This window comes from Streptomyces sp. SID12501, from assembly GCF_010550245.1.
Lineage (GTDB): Bacteria > Actinomycetota > Actinomycetes > Streptomycetales > Streptomycetaceae > Streptomyces.
In genome coordinates, this window is record NZ_JAAGLU010000012.1 from 210639 (window position 1) to 229396 (window position 18758).

The window sequence follows — 18758 nt, forward strand, 5'->3', positions numbered from 1 at the left end:
GAGTTCAGCAAGTTTCCACTAATGGAGGAGAAGCAGACCATCATGCGAAGGTCAGCGCTGGCCGCGGTTGCGGCGATCGGATCTGCGAGCCTGTTGCTCGCGGGCTGCAGTAAAGCCGATGACGGTAAGACGGACGACGGTACCAAGGCGGCCGGCGCCAACGCGGCGACCACGGGCGTCGTCAACGTGTCCGACAAGACGGGGGGCACGGTCACCTACGAGCTGTCCGACGTCCCGGACTCCTTCGACCCCGGCAACACGTACTACGGGTACATGCTCAACTTCAGCCGGCTGTACGCCCGCTCGCTGATGACCTACAAGCCCGGTCCGGGCGAGAAGGGCAACGAGCTGGCCCCGGACCTCGCCGAGAGCCCCGGTGTGCCCAGCGACGGCGGTAAGACCTGGACGTACAAGCTCCGTTCGGGGCTGAAGTACCAGGACGGCACCGCGATCACCTCGAAGGACGTCAAGTACGCCGTCGAGCGCTCCAACTTCGCGCGTGACGTGCTCTCCCTCGGCCCGAACTACTTCCAGCAGTTCCTCGACGGCGGCGACAAGTACAAGGGTCCGTACAAGGACAAGAGCGCCGACGGCCTCGCGTCCATCCAGACGCCGGACGACACCACGATCGTCTTCAAGCTGAACCGCGCCTTCCAGGAGTTCGACTACCTGACCGCGCAGCCGCAGACGGCGCCGGTGCCCCAGTCCAAGGACAAGGGCATCGACTACGCCAAGAACATCGTGTCCTCGGGCTCCTACCAGTTCGAGAGCTACGACGAGGGCAAGTCGGCCGTCCTCGTCCGCAACAAGAACTGGGACGCCGCGACCGACCCGCTGCGCAAGCAGTACCCGGACAAGATCGTGGTCAACCTGAAGGTCAACCCGGAGACCATCGACCAGGACGTCCAGGCCGGTAAGGCGATCGACCTCGGTGGTACGGGTGTCCAGGCCGCGACCCAGGCCGACGTCGTCAGCAACGCCGACAAGAAGGCCAGCACCGACAACACCTACGGTGGCCGTCTCGTCTACATGGCGATCAACACCAAGCTGAAGCCGTTCGACAACGTCGACTGCCGCAAGGCCGTGCAGTACGCGATCGACAAGGTCTCGGTGCAGACCGCCGAGGGCGGCCCGATCCGCGGTGACATCGCCACGACCGTCCTCCCGCCCGACATCCCGGGCTACGTGAAGTCGGACGTCTACGCCACCAAGGACAACAAGGGTGACGTGACCAAGGCCAAGGACGCCCTCAAGGCCTGTGGCCAGACCACCATCAACACCAGCATCACCGCGCGCAGTGACCGTCCGGCCGAGATCGACGCGGCCACCGCGATCATCAACTCGCTGAAGAAGGCCGGCATCAACGCCAGCCTGAAGCAGTTCCCGTCGGGCAAGTACTTCACCGACTACGCGGGTGTCCCGAAGTGGGACGCGGAGAACAACGTCGGTCTGATGATGATGCAGTGGGGTGCCGACTGGCCGGCCGGCTTCGGCTTCCTCCAGCAGATCCTCAACGGCTCCGCCATCGGGGCCTCGGGCAACACCAACCTCTCGCAGTTCGACGACAAGAGCGTCAACGACCTGCTGGGGAAGGCGATCGGCACCGAGGACAAGACCACGCGTGAGGGTATGTACGCCGAGATCGACAAGAAGACGATGGACGCGGCCGCGCTCGTTCCGCTGACCTACTTCAAGGTCCTGCTCTACCGCCCGGCCAACTTCACCAACCTGGTGTCCACGTCGGCCTTCAGCGGTCAGTACGACTACCTCAACATCGGCACCACGAAGAAGTAGCAGCCCCGGAAGGCAGGTGAAGGCATTGGTGCCCGCGGGCTTCGCAGCCCGCGGGCACCAGGCCGATCCCCGTGATCTCGTACATCCTCCGTCGGACGTTCGCGGCAGTGATCCTGCTGCTGGTCGTCACCGCGGTGACCTTCGCCATCTTCTTCCTGCTGCCACGGTTCGCCGGTCAGACGGCCGACCAGCTGGCCCAGCAGTACATCGGGAAGAGCCCGTCGGCGGCGGACATCGCTGCGGTCAAGCGCAACCTCGGTCTGGACGACCCCCTGTACCTCCAGTACTGGCACTTCATCAAGGGGATCGTGTCCGGTGCCACCTATGACCTGGGCCCCACCACGACACAGTGCAACGCGCCGTGCTTCGGCTACTCCTTCAAGACCCATGTCGAGGTCTGGCCGCAGCTCACCTCCCGTCTTCCGGTGACGATCTCGCTCGCCGCCGGCGCGGCCGTGATGTGGCTGGTGTCCGGTGTGGCGATCGGTGTCATCTCCGCGCTGAAGCCCGGCTCCTTCTTCGACCGGTCCTTCATGGGCGTCGCCCTCGCCGGTGTTTCGCTGCCCATGTTCTTCACCGGCAACCTGGCGCTGCTTCTCTTCACGTACCAATGGCCGATCTTCGGTCGAACGTATGTGCCGTTCACCGAGAATCCGGCGCAGTGGGCCAACACGCTGTTCCCGGCCTGGTGTTCACTCGCCCTCCTCTACTCCGCCATCTACGCACGGCTCACCCGCTCGGGGATGCTGGAGACGATGAACGAGGACTTCATCCGCACGGCCCGCGCCAAGGGCCTGCGGGAACGCAAGGTCGTCGTCCGGCACGGACTGCGGGCCGCGCTGACGCCGATCATCACCGTGTTCGGCATGGACCTGGGCCTGCTGCTCGGCGGTGCGCTGATCACCGAGACGGTGTTCTCGCTGCATGGCGTCGGTGAGTACGCGGTGCAGGGCATCAAGGACAACGACCTGCCGCCGATCCTCGGCGTCACCCTGCTCGCCGCCCTCTTCGTCGTTGTCGCAAATCTTCTGGTGGACCTGCTCTATGCTGCCGCCGACCCGCGGGTGAGGCTCTCGTGACCGAACTGTCCAGTACCGGTGCCGCGGTGGGCGAACCCTCGCCCTCCAACGAGCCCAGTGCCTTCCTCGAAGTCCGCGACCTCAAGGTCCACTTCCCGACCGACGACGGCCTGGTCAAGTCCGTCGACGGACTCAGCTTCCAGCTGGAGAAGGGCAAAACCCTCTCCATCGTGGGCGAGTCCGGCTCCGGCAAGTCCGTCACCTCGCTGGCCATCATGGGCCTGCACCGGCTCGGCGCCCGGGGCAAGAACGTCCAGATGTCCGGCGAGATCTGGCTCGACGGCAAGGAACTGGTCGGCGCGGCCCCGGACGAGGTACGCAAGCTGCGGGGCCGCGAGATGGCGATGATCTTCCAGGATCCGCTGTCCGCGATGCACCCGTACTACACGATCGGCAACCAGATCGTGGAGGCCTACCGGGTCCACAACGACGTCAGCAAGAAGGTCGCCCGCAAGCGCGCGATCGAGATGCTCGACCGCGTCGGCATCCCCGAACCCGACAAGCGCGTCGACGGCTACCCGCACGAGTTCTCCGGCGGTATGCGCCAGCGCGCGATGATCGCGATGGCGCTGGTCAACAACCCCGAGCTGCTCATCGCGGACGAGCCGACCACCGCCCTCGACGTGACCGTCCAGGCGCAGATCCTCGACCTGATCCGGGACCTGCAGAAGGAGTTCGGCTCCGCGGTCGTCCTCATCACGCACGACCTCGGCGTGGTCGCCGAGATCGCCGACGAGGTCCTGGTGATGTACGGCGGCCGGTGCGTGGAGCGCGGTCCGGTCGACGAGATCTTCGAGCAGCCGCAGCACCCGTACACCTGGGGTCTGCTCGGTTCCATGCCCCGCATCGACCGGGAGACCTCCGAGCGGCTCATCCCCGTCAAGGGGCAGCCGCCGAGCCTCATCAACGTCCCCTCGGGCTGCGCCTTCCATCCGCGCTGCCCGTACGCGGACATCCCCAAGGGCGACGTCACCCGTACCGTGCGCCCGGAGCTCCAGCAGGTCGTCGGCGGACACTTCTCCGCCTGCCACCTCTCGCCGGAGGACCGTACGCGGATCTGGACCGAAGAGATTGCGCCGAAGCTGTGAGTGAGACGACGAAACCCGAGGCGGCGGCCCCCTCCTCCGCAGCCGAGCGCGACGAGCGCGAGGTACTGCTCAAGGTCGAGGGCCTGGTCAAGCACTTCCCCATCAAGAAGGGGATCCTGCAGCGTACGGTCGCCGCGGTGAAGGCCGTCGACGGCATCGACTTCGAGGTGCGCAAGGGCGAGACCCTCGGCGTGGTCGGCGAGTCGGGCTGCGGCAAGTCGACCATGGGCCGGGTCATCACCCGCCTCCAGGAACCGACCGCCGGCTCGATCCACTTCGAGGGCCAGGACATCACACGGCTGAACGCGGCCGGGATGCGTCCGCTGCGGCGGGACATCCAGATGATCTTCCAGGACCCGTACGGCTCCCTGAACCCGCGTCACACCATCGGCTCGATCGTCTCGGCGCCCTTCCGGCTCCAGGGCGTCGAGCCGGAGGGCGGGGTGAAGAAGGAGGTCCAGCGCCTCCTGGAGCTGGTGGGCCTGAGCCCCGAGCACTTCAACCGCTACCCGCACGAGTTCTCCGGCGGGCAGCGCCAGCGCATCGGCATCGCCCGCGCGCTCGCCCTGAAGCCGAAGCTGGTCGTGGCGGACGAGCCGGTGTCCGCGCTGGACGTGTCGATCCAGGCGCAGGTCGTGAACCTGATGGACGACCTCCAGAAGGAACTCGGCCTGACCTACGTGATCATCGCGCACGACCTGTCCGTCGTCCGCCATGTCTCGGACCGCATCGCGGTGATGTACCTCGGCAAGATCGTCGAACTCGCCGACCGGTCCTCCCTGTACGAGGCGCCGATGCACCCGTACACCAAGGCCCTGATGTCGGCGGTGCCGGTACCGGACCCCAAGCGCCGGGGCGCCAAGAGCGAGCGCATCCTGCTCAAGGGCGATGTACCGTCGCCGATCTCGCCGCCGAGCGGCTGCCGTTTCCACACCCGGTGCTGGAAGGCGACGGAGATCTGCAGGACGACCGAGCCGCCGCTCCTGGAGCTGAAGCCCGGCCAGCAGGTCGCCTGCCACCACCCGGAGAACGCGGCGGACCAGGCCCCGCAGGACACCGAACTGCTGACGGCGGCCCGCGAGGCGGTGGAGCTGGTGACACCGGCGGCGGTGGCTGACGCCCCCTCCGGCGAGCCGGCACCCGAGGCCCCCGCCGACACCGCTCCGAGTGATCCGCAGGAGTCGACCGGCAAGTAGGCATGACGAGTTGGCAAAGTCATGCACATGCCTGAACGGGAGAGCGCAGGGTCGTACGTGTCCGTCTTATCCGACTGGTACACGCTCGAAAGGGACGACTCATGGCGCTCTCCCGTTCGGCACGTTTAGGGGCCCTCGCTACCGCGGCGGCCTCTTTCCTTGTCATCGCCGCTTCCTCCGCTCCGGCCCCCGGCGCCGACGGCATCGGTGACTCCTACTTCCCGCAGCTCGGCAACGGCGGCTTCGACGCCCGCCACTACACCCTCGACCTCGCGTACAACCCGGACACCGACCGTCTCGACGGCCGTACGACCATCACGGCCCGCGCCACCCAGAACCTCTCCTCCTTCGACCTGGACCTCCAGAAGCTGGAGGTCACGCGGGTCGAAGTGAACGGCAGACGCGCCCAGTTCACGCGCGAGGGCGACGAGATCCGCATCACGCCCCGCGGTCACCTGTCCAAGGGGCGGGACTTCGAGGTCGCCGTCACCTATGGCGGAGTGCCCGAACCGCTGGGCGGGCCCATCGTCTTCGGCTCCAGCTACGGGTGGATGAAGACGGACGACGGCGTCTTCGTCGCCTGCGAGCCCAACGCCGCCTCCACCTGGTTCCCGTCCAGCGACCACCCCGCCGACAAGGCCACCTTCGACATCCGGATCAAGGCGCCGAAGGGGCTGACCGCCGTCTCCAACGGCCGGCTGGTCTCGACGTACGACAAGGGCGGCTCGACGTACACCCACTGGCGCGAGAAGAAGCAGATGGCGACCTACCTCGCCACCGCGACCATCGGGAAGTTCGACGTCAGGACGGGCGTCACGCCCGGCGGTACGCCGATCTACGTGGCCATCGACCCGGTGCTCGCGGGCAGCAACAGCGTCGACGTGTACGCGGTGACGGCCGAGGCCACCGACTACTGGTCGCAGGTCTTCGGGCCCTATCCGTTCGAGGAGGCCGGCGCGATCGTCGACGACATGCCGGCGGCCGGGTTCTCGCTGGAGACGCAGACGAAGCCGGTGTACTCGGCCGTGCGCAGCGAGACGACCATCGTGCACGAGCTGGCCCACCAGTGGTTCGGCGACTCCGTGTCGACCGAGCGCTGGAAGGACATCTGGCTCAACGAGGGCTTCGCGACCTACTCCCAGTGGCTGTGGGCCGAACACAAGGGCACCCGCTCGGCGCACGACTCCTTCCTCGCCGGGTACAACGCCCGCCCCGACACCAGCGCCTTCTGGCAGACCGTCGTCGGTGACCCGCAGCGCGACACCATGTTCGCCTCGGCCGTCTACCAGCGCGGCGCGATGACCCTCCAGGTGCTCCGCGAACGCATCGGCGACGCCGCCTTCTTCAAGCTCCTGCCCACCTGGACCAAACTCCACCGGTACGGCAACGCGAACACGGACGACTTCGTCCGGCTCGCGGAGAAGATCAGCGGGAAGCAGCTCGACGACCTCTTCCAGACGTGGCTCTTCACGACCGGCAAGCCCGTCATCTAAGCAGTCAGGCCATCTGGCCTTGTTTTGTAAGGTGCACGCTCGGTTCCGGGTAAGAATGTGGGGGTGATTCAGCAGCTCTTCAGTCCCTCCGTCCAGCACACCCTGGACCTCGCAGGCATCTTCGTCTTCGCGATCTCCGGCGCCCTGCTCGCCGTCCGGAAGAACTTCGACGTGTTCGGGATCGCCGTACTCGCCGAGGTCACCGCGCTGGGCGGAGGGCTGCTGCGGGATCTGGTCATCGGGGCGGTGCCCCCGGCGGCGTTCACGGATCTCGGGTACTTCCTGACGCCGCTGCTCGCCGCCCTGCTGGTCTTCTTCCTCCACCCGGAGGTGGAGCGCATCCAGGCGGGCGTGAACGTGTTCGACGCGGCGGGGCTCGGGCTGTTCTGTGTCACGGGCACCGTGAAGGCGTACGACTACGGTCTCGGCCTCACCGCCTCCGCCGCCCTCGGTCTCGCGACCGCCGTGGGCGGCGGAGTGCTGCGTGACGTGCTCGCCAACGAGGTCCCCTCGCTGCTGCGCTGGGACCGCGACCTGTACGCGGTCCCGGCGATCGTCGGCTCGGCGCTGGCCGTCCTGTGTATCCGCTACGACGTTCTCAACCCGTACACCAGCGGGTTCGCGGTCGTCACGGCTTTCGTACCGCGGTTGCTCGCGATGCGGTTCCACTGGCGAGCTCCGCGCGCGTGGCACCGGCGGTCGACGGCTCGTGACGACGAGTCCGCCGGGTAGAGCCGGTCGCGGAGCCGCCGTCGGCCTTCCGGCCGCCCGCGTCGAACTGCTGGGTCAGCCAGCGGAACACCGTGGTGATCTGGGGCCGCCACAGCGCCATGTTGTGCCCGCCGTCGCTGCGCGGCAGATACACCACGTCCACCGCCGTCGGCGCCTTCGCCACCTTCTGCAGGGCCATGCCGGCCTCGTAGCCGTCACCGGACTCGCCGGAGACGTAGAGCGCGACGGCGGGCGGGACGCGGTCGTGCTTGAGGATCACGTACGGGTTGTTCGCGGCCCTCAGCTGAGGGGTCCGGGCGGCCAGCGAGAGGGGCTCGCCGGCCGGGTCGTTGTAGCCGGACATGGACACCGCGGCCCGGTAGCGGTCGGGGTGCGCGACGGCGAGTTTGGCAGCGCAGTGCGCTCCGGCCGAATACCCGGCGACGGCCCAGCCGCCCGGCCCGCCCTCGGCGCGGAAGTTGTCCGTGACCATCTTCGGTACGTCGACACTGAGCCAGGTGTCCGCGTTGACCCGGCCCGGAATGTTGGCGCACCCGGTGTCCGCGTCGGCGATGAGAGTCGTGCGGGGCGACACCAGGATGAAGGGCGTGATCTGGCCGCTCTTCATCAGCGGCAGCAGTTGCTGGGGCGCGTGCAGCGAGCCGAACCAGGACTTCGCCGAGCCCGGGTAGCCAGGCAGCAGCTCGACGACCGGGAACTTGCGGTGCCGGTAGGCGGCCTCGTGGTACTGCGGTGGCAGCCAGACGTAGACCTCGGCGTCGACGCCCGAGACCTGACCTTTGAGGTCGGTGACGTCGACGCCGCCGGCCGCGTGCATGCCCGGCCCGTTGGCCAGGTGGAACGTCTGCTTGACCTTCGGCAGCCTGCGCAGCGAGATACCGCCGGTGCCGTCGGGACCGAGGTTCGCGGCGGCCTGGACGTGGTTGCCGGTGCCGAGGAGGTCGCCCCAGGTGTCGTACAGGTTGTTGGAGTTGTTCACCAGCAGGAACACCAGGGTGACCGCCGTGGCCTGGGCGAACAGCACCATCAGCAGCCGGGCGGCGCCACGCACGAGCGCGGGCCCGCGCACCCGGGACCAGAGGGCGAGGGGCAGCAGAACGGCGACGGCGACGAGCGCGATCGTCGTGAGGAGGAACGGCGTACCGGTGAGGCTCATGTCTGGGAGGAGGCCGATCCGGCGCTGGAGGTCACGGCTGCGGACGAACCCTTACCCAAGACATTCCGGGCACTTACCAAGGGGTGATTTCGCCCGTCCAGAAATAAGCTACCGCTTAGTATTTTCTTACTGTACCGTTCACGCATGTCAGAAGCAGCTACCGCGCAGACCGCGCGAGCCACCATCGGCGACAGCGAGTTCGACCGCGACACCGCCGTCATCCGTCGCGCGCCCGGTGTCTACGACACCGAACTCTCCGCCGGCTGGACCGTCCTCGGCGCCGTCAACGGCGGCTATCTGCTGGCGGTGCTGGGCCGCGCGCTCGCGGACGCCCTCCCGCACGGTGACCCGTTCAGTGTCTCCGCGCACTACCTCACCGCGTCCCGCCCGGGTCCGGCCGTCGTGCGCACGGACGTGGTCCGCACCGGACGGTCGCTGTCGACCGGCACGGCCTCGCTCTTCCAGTACGACGACCAGGGCCAGGAGGTCGAGCGGATCCGCGTCCTCGCCTCCTACGGTGACCTGGACGCCCTCCCCGACGACGTCCGCACGACCGCCGAGCCGCCCGCGCTGCCGCCCATGGACCAGTGCTTCGGCCCGCAGACTGCATCTGATATCCGACTGCCGTCGGGTGGCCCCGGCCCGGTCCCCGGCGGCTCCGCCATCGCCGACCGGCTGATGCTCAAGCTCGACCCGTCCACCCTCGGCTGGGCGCTCGGCGCGCCCTCCGGCAAGGGGGAGATGCGGTCCTGGTTCGGGCTCGCCGACGGCCGTGACGCCGACCCGCTCGCGCTGCTCCTCGCCGTCGACGCGCTGCCGCCGACCGCGTTCGAGATCGGCCTGTCCGGCTGGGTCCCGACGGTCGAACTGACCGTGCATGTGCGCTGCCGGCCCGCCCCGGGTCCGCTGCGCGTGTCGATAACGACCCGCAACCTGGCCGGCGGCTTCCTGGAGGAGGACGCCGAGGTCTGGGACAGCGCGGACCGACTCGTCGCCCAGTCACGGCAGTTGGCGAGCGTACGGCTCGGATGAGGGCCGCGCGGGGGCTTCTGTCACGGACCTGTATCAGCGGGTAGTTGGCTCTCCGGAGAGAAGGGCCAGGTCAGGCGCGTCTCTATAGGCGTGCTTTACCTGGCGCACAGGCAGGGAACAGGGCGCACTCAAGGAAGCACTAGGTGTCGTTGATTCGATGCCCGCCTCGAAACTCTTTCATCTTCCTGGAGTTGTTTCTCATGAACCGTGTGCGTCTCGTCCCCGCCGTGGCCCTGCTGGCGCTGTCCCCGCTGCTGGCCGCCTGCGGTTCCGGTGACTCGTCGTCCTCGAACAGCGGCAACTCCGGTACCTCCGGGCAGAGTTGCCAGGCCCCCTCCGGTGCTCCCTCGGGTGCGCCCAGTGGTGCCCCGTCAGGTGCGCCGACCAGCGGTGCCTCAGGGGCTCCATCGGGCGCTCCGACCGGCGCGGCTCCGTCCGGTGCGCCCTCGGGTATGCCGTCCGGTGGCCCCGGCGGCGGTGGCCAGGGTGGCGGTGGCGGCCAGGGCGGCGGCGGTGGCTGTGGTGGTGGCCCCGGCGGCGGCCAGGGTCAGCAGGCTCAGCAGCAGGGCTGACGACAGGCCCCAGGGGCCTCGCGGGTACGACATGGGCGGCGCGCTCGACGGACGGGCGCGCCGCCCACGTGTGTTCCGGGAGGGTTCCGCGCAGGTCAGGCCAGCCAGTGTCCGCGGCCGATGGCGATGAGGCGCATCCGACGGGTTGCCAGGTGGGCCACCTGCTCGCGTCGCGCCGCCGTGGCGTCCAGCGTCTCCAGGAACTGGGAGGCCGTCACCAGCATCTGGTCGACGTACAGGCCCGCGAGCATCAGCAGGTCCTCCTCCGTCCAGCCCTCGGACTCGGGCTGTTCGGCGAGCGCGTCCCGCACCTCCTCGGCGAACCGGGCCAGTTGGTCCCGGATGGCCTCGCGGACCGGCAGGACCCCGCCGTGCCGCTCGCGCGCGATGAAGCGGACGTGGGCGGGCTGCGCCTGGACGTGACCGGCGATCAGGTCGACCGCGCGGACTATGCGGTCCTCGCTGTCGCCGGATCCGGACACCGTCGTACCGATCATCGGGTGGAGGCTGCCGAGCGCCTCCTCGACGAGGGCGACGCCGAGGTCGGCGGTGGAGCGGAAGTGCCGGTAGAAGGCGGTCGGGGCGACGCCGACGGCGCGGGTGACCTCGCGCAGACCGAGGCTGCTCAGGCTCTGGTCCTCCAACAGGCCGAGCGCCGCGTCCAGGAGCGCCTGCCGGGTCTTCTGCTTCTGGACCTGTCGGATGCCGAGAGTGTGACTCATGCCATGCAGTTAACAACTGTTCTCTGTAATTGAAAAGCCGGGAGACGCGCTAGACTCGAGAGTCAGTGAACAAGTGTTACTACAAGCGTTCACTGAACTGTAACGAACGAAAGGGATCTCCTCCCATGTTCTTCCTCGTGGCCGTCCTTCTGCTGCTGGGCATGGTGCTGGGCACCGTCGCCCATCTCCCGGTCTCGTTCACCGTCCTGGCCGCCGCCGGCATCGCCGCCTGGCTCGCCGTCTTCGCGCTCCGTGAGCGCCTCGCCCGTCGGAGCTGATCACCATGCAACTCACCGCATCGGCCACCGGCCGTACCGAGCGCACCGCCCCCCGCGACGCCGACGGCATGGCCGTCGCGTCCTTCGTCCTCGGACTGCTGGGCCTGCTGGTCCTCAACATCTTCCTCGGCCCCGTCGCCATCGCGCTGGCCGTCGTCGCCCTCTGGCGCGGCACGAAGAGGCCCGGCCGCGCCTGGCTCGGCCTCGGCCTCGGCATCGCCGACCTGGTCGTACTGGTCACCCTCATGCAGGTGGACAACACCGTCTCGTGGAGCTTCTGACCGACGTCGGGGGAAGCCGGGCGGGAGCGGGCAGCAGGTTCGCGGCGCACCGGGTCGTGGACGTCGTACGACTGCTGGGCACCCGGAACCGACGTTCGCCCCGATGACCGGTTCCGGCCACACGGACTGCCCCGCGCGACCACGAGACGGCCGGAGCGCACCCGCCGTAGCGCCTCAAGCCCTACGCGCCCCCGGCCCCGTCATCGGGGCGCCGTAGAATCACGGGACCATGGCATACCTCGACCACGCCGCGACCACCCCGATGCTTCCGGAGGCGGTCGAGGCAATGACCGCGCAGCTGGGCGTCACCGGTAACGCCTCCTCACTCCACGCGGCCGGCCGGAGAGCCAGGCGCACGGTCGAGGAGGCCCGGGAGGCGCTCGCCGACTCGCTCGGCGCCCGGCCCAGCGAGGTCGTGTTCACCTCCGGCGGCACCGAGGCCGACAATCTCGCCGTCAAGGGGCTGTACTGGGCCCGGCGGGACGCCGATCCGGCCCGCGTCCGTGTCCTGGCCAGCCCTGTCGAGCACCACGCCGTCCTCGACGCAGTGCACTGGCTCGGCGAGCACGAGGGCGCAGTCGTCGAGTACCTGCCGGTCGACCCGCACGGCCGGGTCCACCCCGACGCCCTGCGCGAGGCCATCGCCCGGGACCCCGGCAGTGTGGCCCTGGCCACCGTGATGTGGGCCAACAACGAGATCGGCACGATCATGCCGGTCCGTGAACTCGCCGATGTGGCAAGCGAGTTCGACGTCCCCCTGCATGCCGACGCCGTACAGGCCTTCGGTCAGGTGCCCGTCTCCTTCGCCGACTCCGGGCTCGCCGCGATGACCGTCTCCGGCCACAAGGTCGGCGGCCCGTACGGCATCGGCGCGCTGCTGCTGGGCCGCGAGTACAGCCCCGTACCCGTGCTGCACGGCGGTGGGCAGGAGCGGCACGTACGCTCCGGGACCCTCGATGTGCCGGCCGTCGCGTCCTTCGCGGTGGCCGGTCGGATCGCCGCCGAGCAGCAGGAGTGGTTCGCGCACGAGATCGGCGCCCTGCGCGACTCCCTGATCGAGGAGGTGCGCAGAGTGGTGCCGGACGCCGTTCTGGGCGGAGACCCGGCCGACCGGCTGCCCGCCAACGCCCACTTCACCTTCCCCGGCTGCGAGGGCGACTCCCTGCTGCTCCTCCTGGACGCCCAGGGCATCGAGTGCTCGACGGGCTCCGCCTGCACGGCCGGTGTGGCCCAGCCCAGCCATGTCCTCCTGGCCACCGGCGTCGCCCCCGACCTGGCCCGCGGCACCCTCCGCTTCTCCTTCGGCCACACCTCCACGCAGGCGGATGTGGAGGCGGTGGCGAAGGCGATCGGCCCCGTGGTGGAACGGGCGCGGGCGGCCGGGCTGAGCTAGCCGGGGGGCCACTTCGGTGACGGGTCCGTCAGGTGGCGCCGCTGAAGTGACCGGGTGGGCCGACGGCCTCTCCCGGCGGGGCCGACACCCTGGGCGTGCCGCTGGGCGACGGCGACGGCAGACGCGTGACGGCCGCCGGCCGGCGTCAGCTGTCCAGCACCATGAGGGCGGCCATCATGCCCTCGTCCTCGTGCTGGAGCAGATGGCAGTGGAGCATGTACATGTATGTGGAGTCGGTGAAGTCGGTGAACTTCATCGCGATCTTGATGGAGCCGCCGCCGACCACCTCGTAGGTGTCGAACCAGCCCAGGTCGGTGCCGGTGGGCGCGACTCCGTTGATCGAGATCAGCTGGAACGGCACGTCATGCAGATGGAAGGAGTGTTCCAGCTGCGTGGAGTTGGTGACCGTCCAGATCTCCTCGGCGTCGAGGGTGGTCGAGATCATCGCCATCCCGGCCATGGTGGTCCCGGCCTTGCCGTTGATGAGCATCGTCGTGCCCTGCTGTCCCAGGGTGATCGTGCGGGCGGTGAAGCCGGTCGTGTCGTAGCGGGTGATCGTGTTGAGCGCGCTCGGCAGGTCGGCGGGGGTGTCGGAGGCGTCCGGCGTGACGGTCAGGAAGTTGTACGTGCCGCTGCCGCCGCGCACCCAGCCGGTGGTGACGACGGTCTGCAGGGTCACCGCGGCGCTGAGGTCGAGGACGAACTCGGCGCGGGCGCCCGCCACCAGCCGGATGGAGGTCACCTCGGCGGCCGTGGTCAGGTAGCCCTGGTCGGTGGCGATCTGGGTGAGGGTCCCGCCGTCGCTGCGCTGGATGGTCATGATGTCGGAGGGTGAGGCGTTGAGCACCCGGAACCGTGTACGGGTCTTGGTGGCCGTGAAGCTGAGGGTGGTGGCGTCGACGTTGGTGCCGTTGCACAGCACCGGATAGACCAGGCCGGAGGTGAGGTAGCCGGCCAGGTCGTACTTGACGTCGCCCGAGGTGCTGGAGGCCAGGCACTGCAGGACCAGCGGGATGTCGTCGACGCCGTACTCGCTGGGCAGCGCGGCCGAGGCGTCCGAGTCGTCCTCGACGATGATCATCCCGGCCAGGCCGTGGACGACCTGCTCGGCCGTGGTGCCCAGGGCGTGCGGGTGGTACCAGAGCGTCTTGGCCTCGTCCTTGATCTCGAACGTGGGCGACCAGGTCGTACCGTCGGCGAAGGCGTTCTGCGGGCCGCCGTCCATCTTCGGCGGGATGTGGGCGCCGTGGAAGTGGACGGTGGTGTCGGCGCCCAGGTCGTTGGTGATGTTCAGCAGGACGGTGCTGCCGTTGGTCCACTTCATGGTCGGGCCGAGGTACGACCCGTTGTAGCCGGCCGACGTACTGCTGACGCCGCTGACCACCTCGTGCGTCCCGGTCTGCGCGGTCAGGGTGAACGTGGTGGTGCCGTCGGAGGTGGTGCCCTCAAGCAGGTCCGGGATGTTCAGGGTGGTGCCGGCCGCCGAGGCCTTGAAGGCGTTGCCGTCGGTCAGCAGGGCGAAGGTCGCCCCCGCCGCGCCGACGGCCGCCAGCCCCGCCGCCCCGGCCATTCCGCCGAGGAACTTCCGCCGGTGCAGACCCTTGCTCTTCGATTCGCTCATGGCAGCGGAGCTTTGGGCTAAGGGCTGTGTAAAGACTGGGCCGAACTTGGGAAGTTCCCCTGGAACCTGTGGAAACCGGAAGCCTCTGTCCGATCCTCAACTGCATGAGAGTGAATGCGAGTTGGCGTCGGGCTGGTCAGCATCGGGGGACGGGACACTTCGGGCGGCCGGCGCTCATCAATCGCTCACGATCTACGTGGCTGTGACATAGATCACGATGATCTTCAGGTGGTGCTGGTGGAGGCCTCTTCGACCAGCCGCAGGTACCTCTTCCAGTCCCACCCCTTCCCGGGGTCGGTGTGGTCCGTGCCCGGTACCTCCACATGCCCGATGATGTGCTCCCGGTCGACGGGTATGCCGTACCGCGCGCAGACCCTCGCCGTCAGCCGCGCCGAGGCGGCGTACATCGCGTCCGTGAAGTCCTCCGGCTTCTCCACGAAGCCCTCGTGCTCGATGCCGACGCTCCGCTCGTTGTACTCCCGGTTGCCCGCGTGGTACGCCACGTCCAGCTCGCGGATCAGCTGCGTGACCTGCCCGTTCCTCCGGACGATGTAGTGCGCCGCCGCGCCGTGCGCCGGGTCCCGGAAGACCTTCACCGCGCTCGCGTAACTGCCCTGCGTGACGTGGATGACCACCCGGTCCACGTCGTAGTCGTCGGGCCGGTCCGCCATCCGCCAGTTCGCCGACGAGGCCGCCACCCAGCGCGCCCCCGCGTAGTCGACGTCGCCCTCCTTGCGCGGCTTGGACACCCCGGGCATCCGCCACCACAGCCGCGTCAGCTCGTCCCGCGCGAGCACGCCGGTCGCGACGGCGGCCACCGCCCCGCCGATGAGCAGGGAGCGCCGTCCGATCCGCCGGTCGCCGTCCCGCGCAGACTGTGTTTCCTCCATGTCAGCGTGAACGGATACTCGCGCGCCCCGGTTCCCGGCGCCCCGTACCCTTGAGGGGTTATGACTCACACCTCGCAGCAGCCCCTCCGCGTACTGGCCGCCATGTCCGGCGGCGTGGACTCCGCCGTAGCCGCCGCCCGCGCGGCACAAGCCGGCCATGACGTCACAGGCGTCCACCTCGCCCTGTCGGCGAACCCGCAGTCGTTCCGCACGGGCGCGCGTGGCTGTTGCACCATCGAGGACTCCCGCGACGCCCGCCGCGCGGCCGACGTCATCGGCATCCCCTTCTACGTGTGGGACCTCGCCGAGCGCTTCCGCGAGGACGTGGTCGACGACTTCGTCGCCGAGTACGAGGCGGGGCGCACCCCGAACCCGTGCCTGCGCTGCAACGAGAAGATCAAGTTCGCCGCGCTCCTCGACAAGGCCCTCGCCCTCGGCTTCGACGCGGTCTGCACGGGCCACTACGCGCAGGTGATCGTCCACGAGGACGGCACGCGCGAGCTGCACCGCGCCTCCGACATGGCCAAGGACCAGAGTTACGTCCTCGGGGTGCTCGACGACCGGCAGCTCGCCCACGCGATGTTCCCCCTCGGGGACACCGTCACCACGAAGGACGAGATCCGCGCCGAGGCCGAGCGGCGCGGCCTCGCGGTCGCCAAGAAGCCCGACTCGCACGACATCTGCTTCATCGCCGACGGCGACACCCAGGGCTTCCTGGCGGGCCGCCTCGGCCGCGCCGAGGGTGACATCGTCGACGAGTCCGGCGCGAAGATCGGCTCGCACGAGGGCGCGTACGGCTTCACCATCGGCCAGCGCAAGGGCCTGCGCATCGGCACCCCGGCAGCCGACGGCAAGCCGCGCTACGTCCTCGACATCTCCCCGGTCGACAACACGGTGACGGTCGGTCCGGCCGCCGCCCTCGACGTCGACGCCCTCACCGCGATCAGGCCCCGCTGGTGCGGAGCGGCCCCCACCGGACCCGGCACCTACACCGCCCAGCTGCGCGCCCACGGCGGCGAGACCGAGGTGAGTGCCGAACTGGTCGACGGCACCCTGGAGGTCACGTTCACCGAGCCCGTGCGCGGGGTGGCGCCGGGCCAGGCGATCGTCCTGTACGACGGCACCCGCGTCGTCGGCTCGGCGACGATCGCCACGACGAACCGGGCCGCGGCGGGCGCCACGGCGTGATCATCGAGGGCTCGCAGGAGCTGGCACCGTCCGACTACTCGGCATAGGCTGGCCGTCGCGGAAGGTCCGCACAGTGTGAGCCGGCGGCGGGACCTCCCCGCCCCTTCGGGAGGTGGACGGTGCTCCTGCGCTTTCGAGTCGCGAACCACCGCTCGATCCGGGGCGAGGCCGAGCTGACACTTGTCGCCGCAGCAGCCGGTGCCGACAGCATCGCGCGTGACAGCGGGATCGCTCAGGACGGTGGCGAGTCCGTGTCGGTGCTACCGGTGGCCGGGATCTTCGGTGCGAACGCTTCCGGCAAGAGCAACCTGCTCAGCGCGTTCGACGACATGCGGCAGGCGGTGCGTACCTCCTTCGCCGACTGGGCCAAGTATCCCGGGGTTCCCCACCGCCAGCCCTTCAAGCTGGACGCCGCCAGCGCCGAGGAGACCACCCTTTTCGAGGTCGACCTGGTCCTCGGCGCCCGCACCCCCGTCCGTTACACGTACGGCTTCGAACTCTCCGACGACCGGGTCGAGGCCGAATGGCTGCACGCCTATCCGGGCGGCGTCCGGCAGGTCTGGTTCGACAGGGAAGCGGACCGCCCGGCGGAGGACGGCGACGAGTACCTCTTCGAGAGCCCGGCCTTCACAGGCCGCCGAGACGACCTGGTCGCGCTCACCCGGCCGAACGCCCTCTTCCTCTCCACCGCGGCCACCCTCAACGACCCTCAACTGTCCGCCCTGCACCGCTGGTTCCTGAACAACCTGTGGCTGATGACCCCGGGCAAGGACATCAGTCACCGTACCGACTGGACCAAGCGCCGTCTCACCGAACTCCACGACAACACCGGCTACCGCGAACGACTCGTCCAGCTCCTGGCCGCCGCCGACCTGGGCGTCACCGGCTTCGACCTCGACCCGGACACCGGTGCGGTCTCTCTTCGGCACGGGACGGAGGGGGCGGAAGCGGTGGCCCTGGACTTCCTCACCGAGGAAAGCTTCGGTACGCACGCCTGGTTCGCTTTCCTCGGCCCGATGCTCACCGTCCTCGACAACGGGACGACGCTGCTGGTCGACGAGCTCGACTCCAGTCTCCACCCCACGCTGGCCGCCGAGGTCGTCCGCCTCTTCCAGGACCGCAGGGCCAACACCAAGGGCGCCCAGCTGATCTTCACCACCCACGACGCCACGCTGCTCGGCAACGCGGTGCTGGACCGTCCGCTCGGCCGCGATCAGGTATGGCTCACCGCGAAGACGAAGTCCGGCGTGAGCGAGCTGTATCCGCTGGTCGCCGCCCATCCGGAGGAGGGCGAGGACCTGGAGCGCGGCTATCTGCGTGGCCGGTACGGAGGGGTGCCTCGGGTGACCCCGGGCGAGATCGCCCGCGAGGTGTCCTGGCTTGAGGAGAAGGCGGCAGCGACGGCGTGAGCGGGCGGGGTGGGCACGGAGCATGAGCAGCAAGCGCAGGTCGAAGAAGGACGCGGCGAGCACGGTGATGCCGCCGCAGGCGCCTCCTTCGCGGTACTCACGTCGCGAGCGGGTGCTGTACGTGGGATGCGAGGGCGAGGTGACCGAGTACGACTACCTGCGGTACCTCAACAAGCAGTTCGGGAGCGGGGACAGTGAGACGGGCCGACCGGCCTTCACCATCAAGCCGGTCCGCAAGGCCGACGGCCTGATCCCGTCCCGTACCGTCAAGGCGGTGGTCGAGGCCGCGCAGGGGGAGGACGAGACCTGGGTGCTCTTCGACCGGGACAGCCACCACGACATCCCCGAGGCGTTCGAGGCCGCAGCGGACTCGGACACCGAGGTCTGCTTCTCCCACCCCTCGTTCGAGCTGTGGCTGCTGCTGCACTTCCAGCCGTTCGGTGGCGCCCAGGGCGCTGCGAAGAACACGTACGTCCTGGAGAAGCTGCGCAAGGCCGACCCCGCGTACAAGCGGTTCGACAAGCCCGACAAGGGGTTGGGCGACGCCCGCACCAAGGCGCTGAAGGACAATGAGGCGGCGGCGGTGCAGCACGCGCGAGCCTTGGTCGGTCAGTGTGAGCACGGTTCGTGCAAGCCCGCCAACGCCACGTTCGAGGCTCCGAAGTACGGTCGCTCGGACAAGGAACGGGCCGCCCGCTCGGGGCACGCCAAGAGCTGCGAGGTCCTGACCCGCGACCCGTCCACGGACGTGTGGCGACTCCTGGTGAGTCTGGGCATAGTCGAGGTCTGAGCGACGGTCGTGCGCCTCGGTGTACAGCGGCGGTTGTCCGGTTC

18 protein-coding genes are annotated in these 18758 nt (G+C 69.1%); 14 read left to right on the top strand and 4 right to left on the bottom strand.

Going from position 1 to position 18758, the window contains the following annotated elements; all coding sequences use genetic code 11:
- Nucleotides 1–42: 42 nt before the first annotated feature.
- The 6 genes from G3I71_RS16820 (at nucleotide 43) to G3I71_RS16845 (ending at nucleotide 7382) form a co-directional block, all read left to right on the top strand.
- Complete coding sequence (locus G3I71_RS16820) at nucleotides 43–1794, top strand: ABC transporter substrate-binding protein (RefSeq protein ID WP_239149176.1); 1752 nt, start codon at nucleotides 43–45, stop codon at nucleotides 1792–1794.
- Nucleotides 1795–1865: 71 nt separating this feature from the next.
- Nucleotides 1866–2873, top strand: a complete 1008-nt coding sequence (locus tag G3I71_RS16825) for an ABC transporter permease (protein ID WP_164315560.1) — start codon at nucleotides 1866–1868, stop codon at nucleotides 2871–2873.
- Nucleotides 2870–3961, top strand: a complete 1092-nt coding sequence (locus G3I71_RS16830; RefSeq protein WP_164315562.1) for an ABC transporter ATP-binding protein — start codon at nucleotides 2870–2872, stop codon at nucleotides 3959–3961. The genes G3I71_RS16825 and G3I71_RS16830 overlap by 4 nt, the downstream gene beginning before the upstream one ends.
- Entirely contained in the window at nucleotides 3958–5157 is a 1200-nt protein-coding gene (locus tag G3I71_RS16835) for a dipeptide ABC transporter ATP-binding protein (protein WP_343242978.1), read from the top strand. Before G3I71_RS16830 ends, G3I71_RS16835 begins: the two co-directional genes overlap by 4 nt.
- A 101-nt stretch (nucleotides 5158–5258) precedes the next feature.
- Complete coding sequence (locus tag G3I71_RS16840) at nucleotides 5259–6650, top strand: M1 family metallopeptidase (RefSeq protein WP_164315564.1); 1392 nt, start codon at nucleotides 5259–5261, stop codon at nucleotides 6648–6650.
- 63 nt (nucleotides 6651–6713) lie between these two features.
- Nucleotides 6714–7382 (top strand): trimeric intracellular cation channel family protein, encoded by a 669-nt coding sequence (locus tag G3I71_RS16845; RefSeq protein ID WP_164315566.1) that lies wholly within the window; start codon nucleotides 6714–6716, stop codon nucleotides 7380–7382.
- Here G3I71_RS16845 and G3I71_RS16850 read toward each other — a convergent pair.
- Nucleotides 7279–8538, bottom strand: coding sequence for an esterase family protein (locus G3I71_RS16850; protein ID WP_164315568.1), 1260 nt, complete (start codon nucleotides 8536–8538; stop codon nucleotides 7279–7281). The genes G3I71_RS16845 and G3I71_RS16850 overlap by 104 nt on opposite strands.
- Nucleotides 8539–8682: 144 nt before the next feature.
- On the opposite strand from G3I71_RS16850, the gene G3I71_RS16855 reads away from it, so the two are divergent.
- Both G3I71_RS16855 and G3I71_RS50345 read left to right on the top strand, forming a co-directional pair.
- Nucleotides 8683–9570 (top strand): thioesterase family protein, encoded by an 888-nt coding sequence (locus G3I71_RS16855; protein ID WP_164315570.1) that lies wholly within the window; start codon nucleotides 8683–8685, stop codon nucleotides 9568–9570.
- Nucleotides 9571–9770: 200 nt separating this feature from the next.
- Nucleotides 9771–10142, top strand: coding sequence for a hypothetical protein (locus G3I71_RS50345; RefSeq protein ID WP_203730511.1), 372 nt, complete (start codon nucleotides 9771–9773; stop codon nucleotides 10140–10142).
- Nucleotides 10143–10237: 95 nt separating this feature from the next.
- On the opposite strand, the gene G3I71_RS16865 is transcribed toward G3I71_RS50345, so the two are convergent.
- A complete protein-coding gene (locus tag G3I71_RS16865) occupies nucleotides 10238–10864 on the bottom strand; it encodes a TetR family transcriptional regulator (RefSeq protein ID WP_164315572.1) in 627 nt (208 codons plus the stop codon).
- A gap of 125 nt (nucleotides 10865–10989) precedes the next feature.
- Here G3I71_RS16865 and G3I71_RS50350 point away from each other — a divergent pair, with 125 nt between their 5' ends.
- From G3I71_RS50350 to G3I71_RS16875, 3 genes are all read left to right on the top strand, one after another.
- On the top strand, nucleotides 10990–11142 hold the full coding sequence (locus G3I71_RS50350; protein ID WP_203730513.1) for a hypothetical protein: 153 nt from the start codon (nucleotides 10990–10992) through the stop codon (nucleotides 11140–11142).
- Between the two features lie 5 nt (nucleotides 11143–11147).
- Nucleotides 11148–11423 (top strand): DUF4190 domain-containing protein, encoded by a 276-nt coding sequence (locus tag G3I71_RS16870; RefSeq protein ID WP_164315573.1) that lies wholly within the window; start codon nucleotides 11148–11150, stop codon nucleotides 11421–11423.
- A gap of 229 nt (nucleotides 11424–11652) precedes the next feature.
- Entirely contained in the window at nucleotides 11653–12816 is a 1164-nt protein-coding gene (locus G3I71_RS16875; RefSeq protein ID WP_164315574.1) for a cysteine desulfurase family protein, read from the top strand.
- A 145-nt stretch (nucleotides 12817–12961) separates the two neighbouring features.
- Here the strand turns inward: G3I71_RS16875 and G3I71_RS16880 are convergent, their stop codons facing one another.
- Nucleotides 12962–14437, bottom strand: coding sequence for a multicopper oxidase family protein (locus G3I71_RS16880; protein WP_164315575.1), 1476 nt, complete (start codon nucleotides 14435–14437; stop codon nucleotides 12962–12964).
- Nucleotides 14438–14661: 224 nt separating this feature from the next.
- Nucleotides 14662–15327 carry an N-acetylmuramoyl-L-alanine amidase gene (locus G3I71_RS16885; protein ID WP_164315576.1) on the bottom strand — a complete coding sequence of 222 codons (666 nt, stop codon included), beginning with the start codon at nucleotides 15325–15327 and terminating at the stop codon, nucleotides 14662–14664.
- Between the two features lie 60 nt (nucleotides 15328–15387).
- Here G3I71_RS16885 and mnmA point away from each other — a divergent pair, with 60 nt between their 5' ends.
- The 3 genes from mnmA (at nucleotide 15388) to G3I71_RS16900 (ending at nucleotide 18714) form a co-directional block, all read left to right on the top strand.
- The gene (gene mnmA, locus G3I71_RS16890; RefSeq protein ID WP_164315577.1) at nucleotides 15388–16515 is read left to right on the top strand and encodes a tRNA 2-thiouridine(34) synthase MnmA; all 1128 of its coding nucleotides are present in this window, start codon (nucleotides 15388–15390) and stop codon (nucleotides 16513–16515) included.
- A 119-nt stretch (nucleotides 16516–16634) separates the two neighbouring features.
- A complete protein-coding gene (locus G3I71_RS16895) occupies nucleotides 16635–17924 on the top strand; it encodes an ATP-binding protein (protein ID WP_164315578.1) in 1290 nt (429 codons plus the stop codon).
- A 22-nt stretch (nucleotides 17925–17946) separates the two neighbouring features.
- Nucleotides 17947–18714 carry an RloB family protein gene (locus G3I71_RS16900; protein ID WP_164315579.1) on the top strand — a complete coding sequence of 256 codons (768 nt, stop codon included), beginning with the start codon at nucleotides 17947–17949 and terminating at the stop codon, nucleotides 18712–18714.
- The last annotated feature ends 44 nt before the right edge of the window (nucleotides 18715–18758 follow it).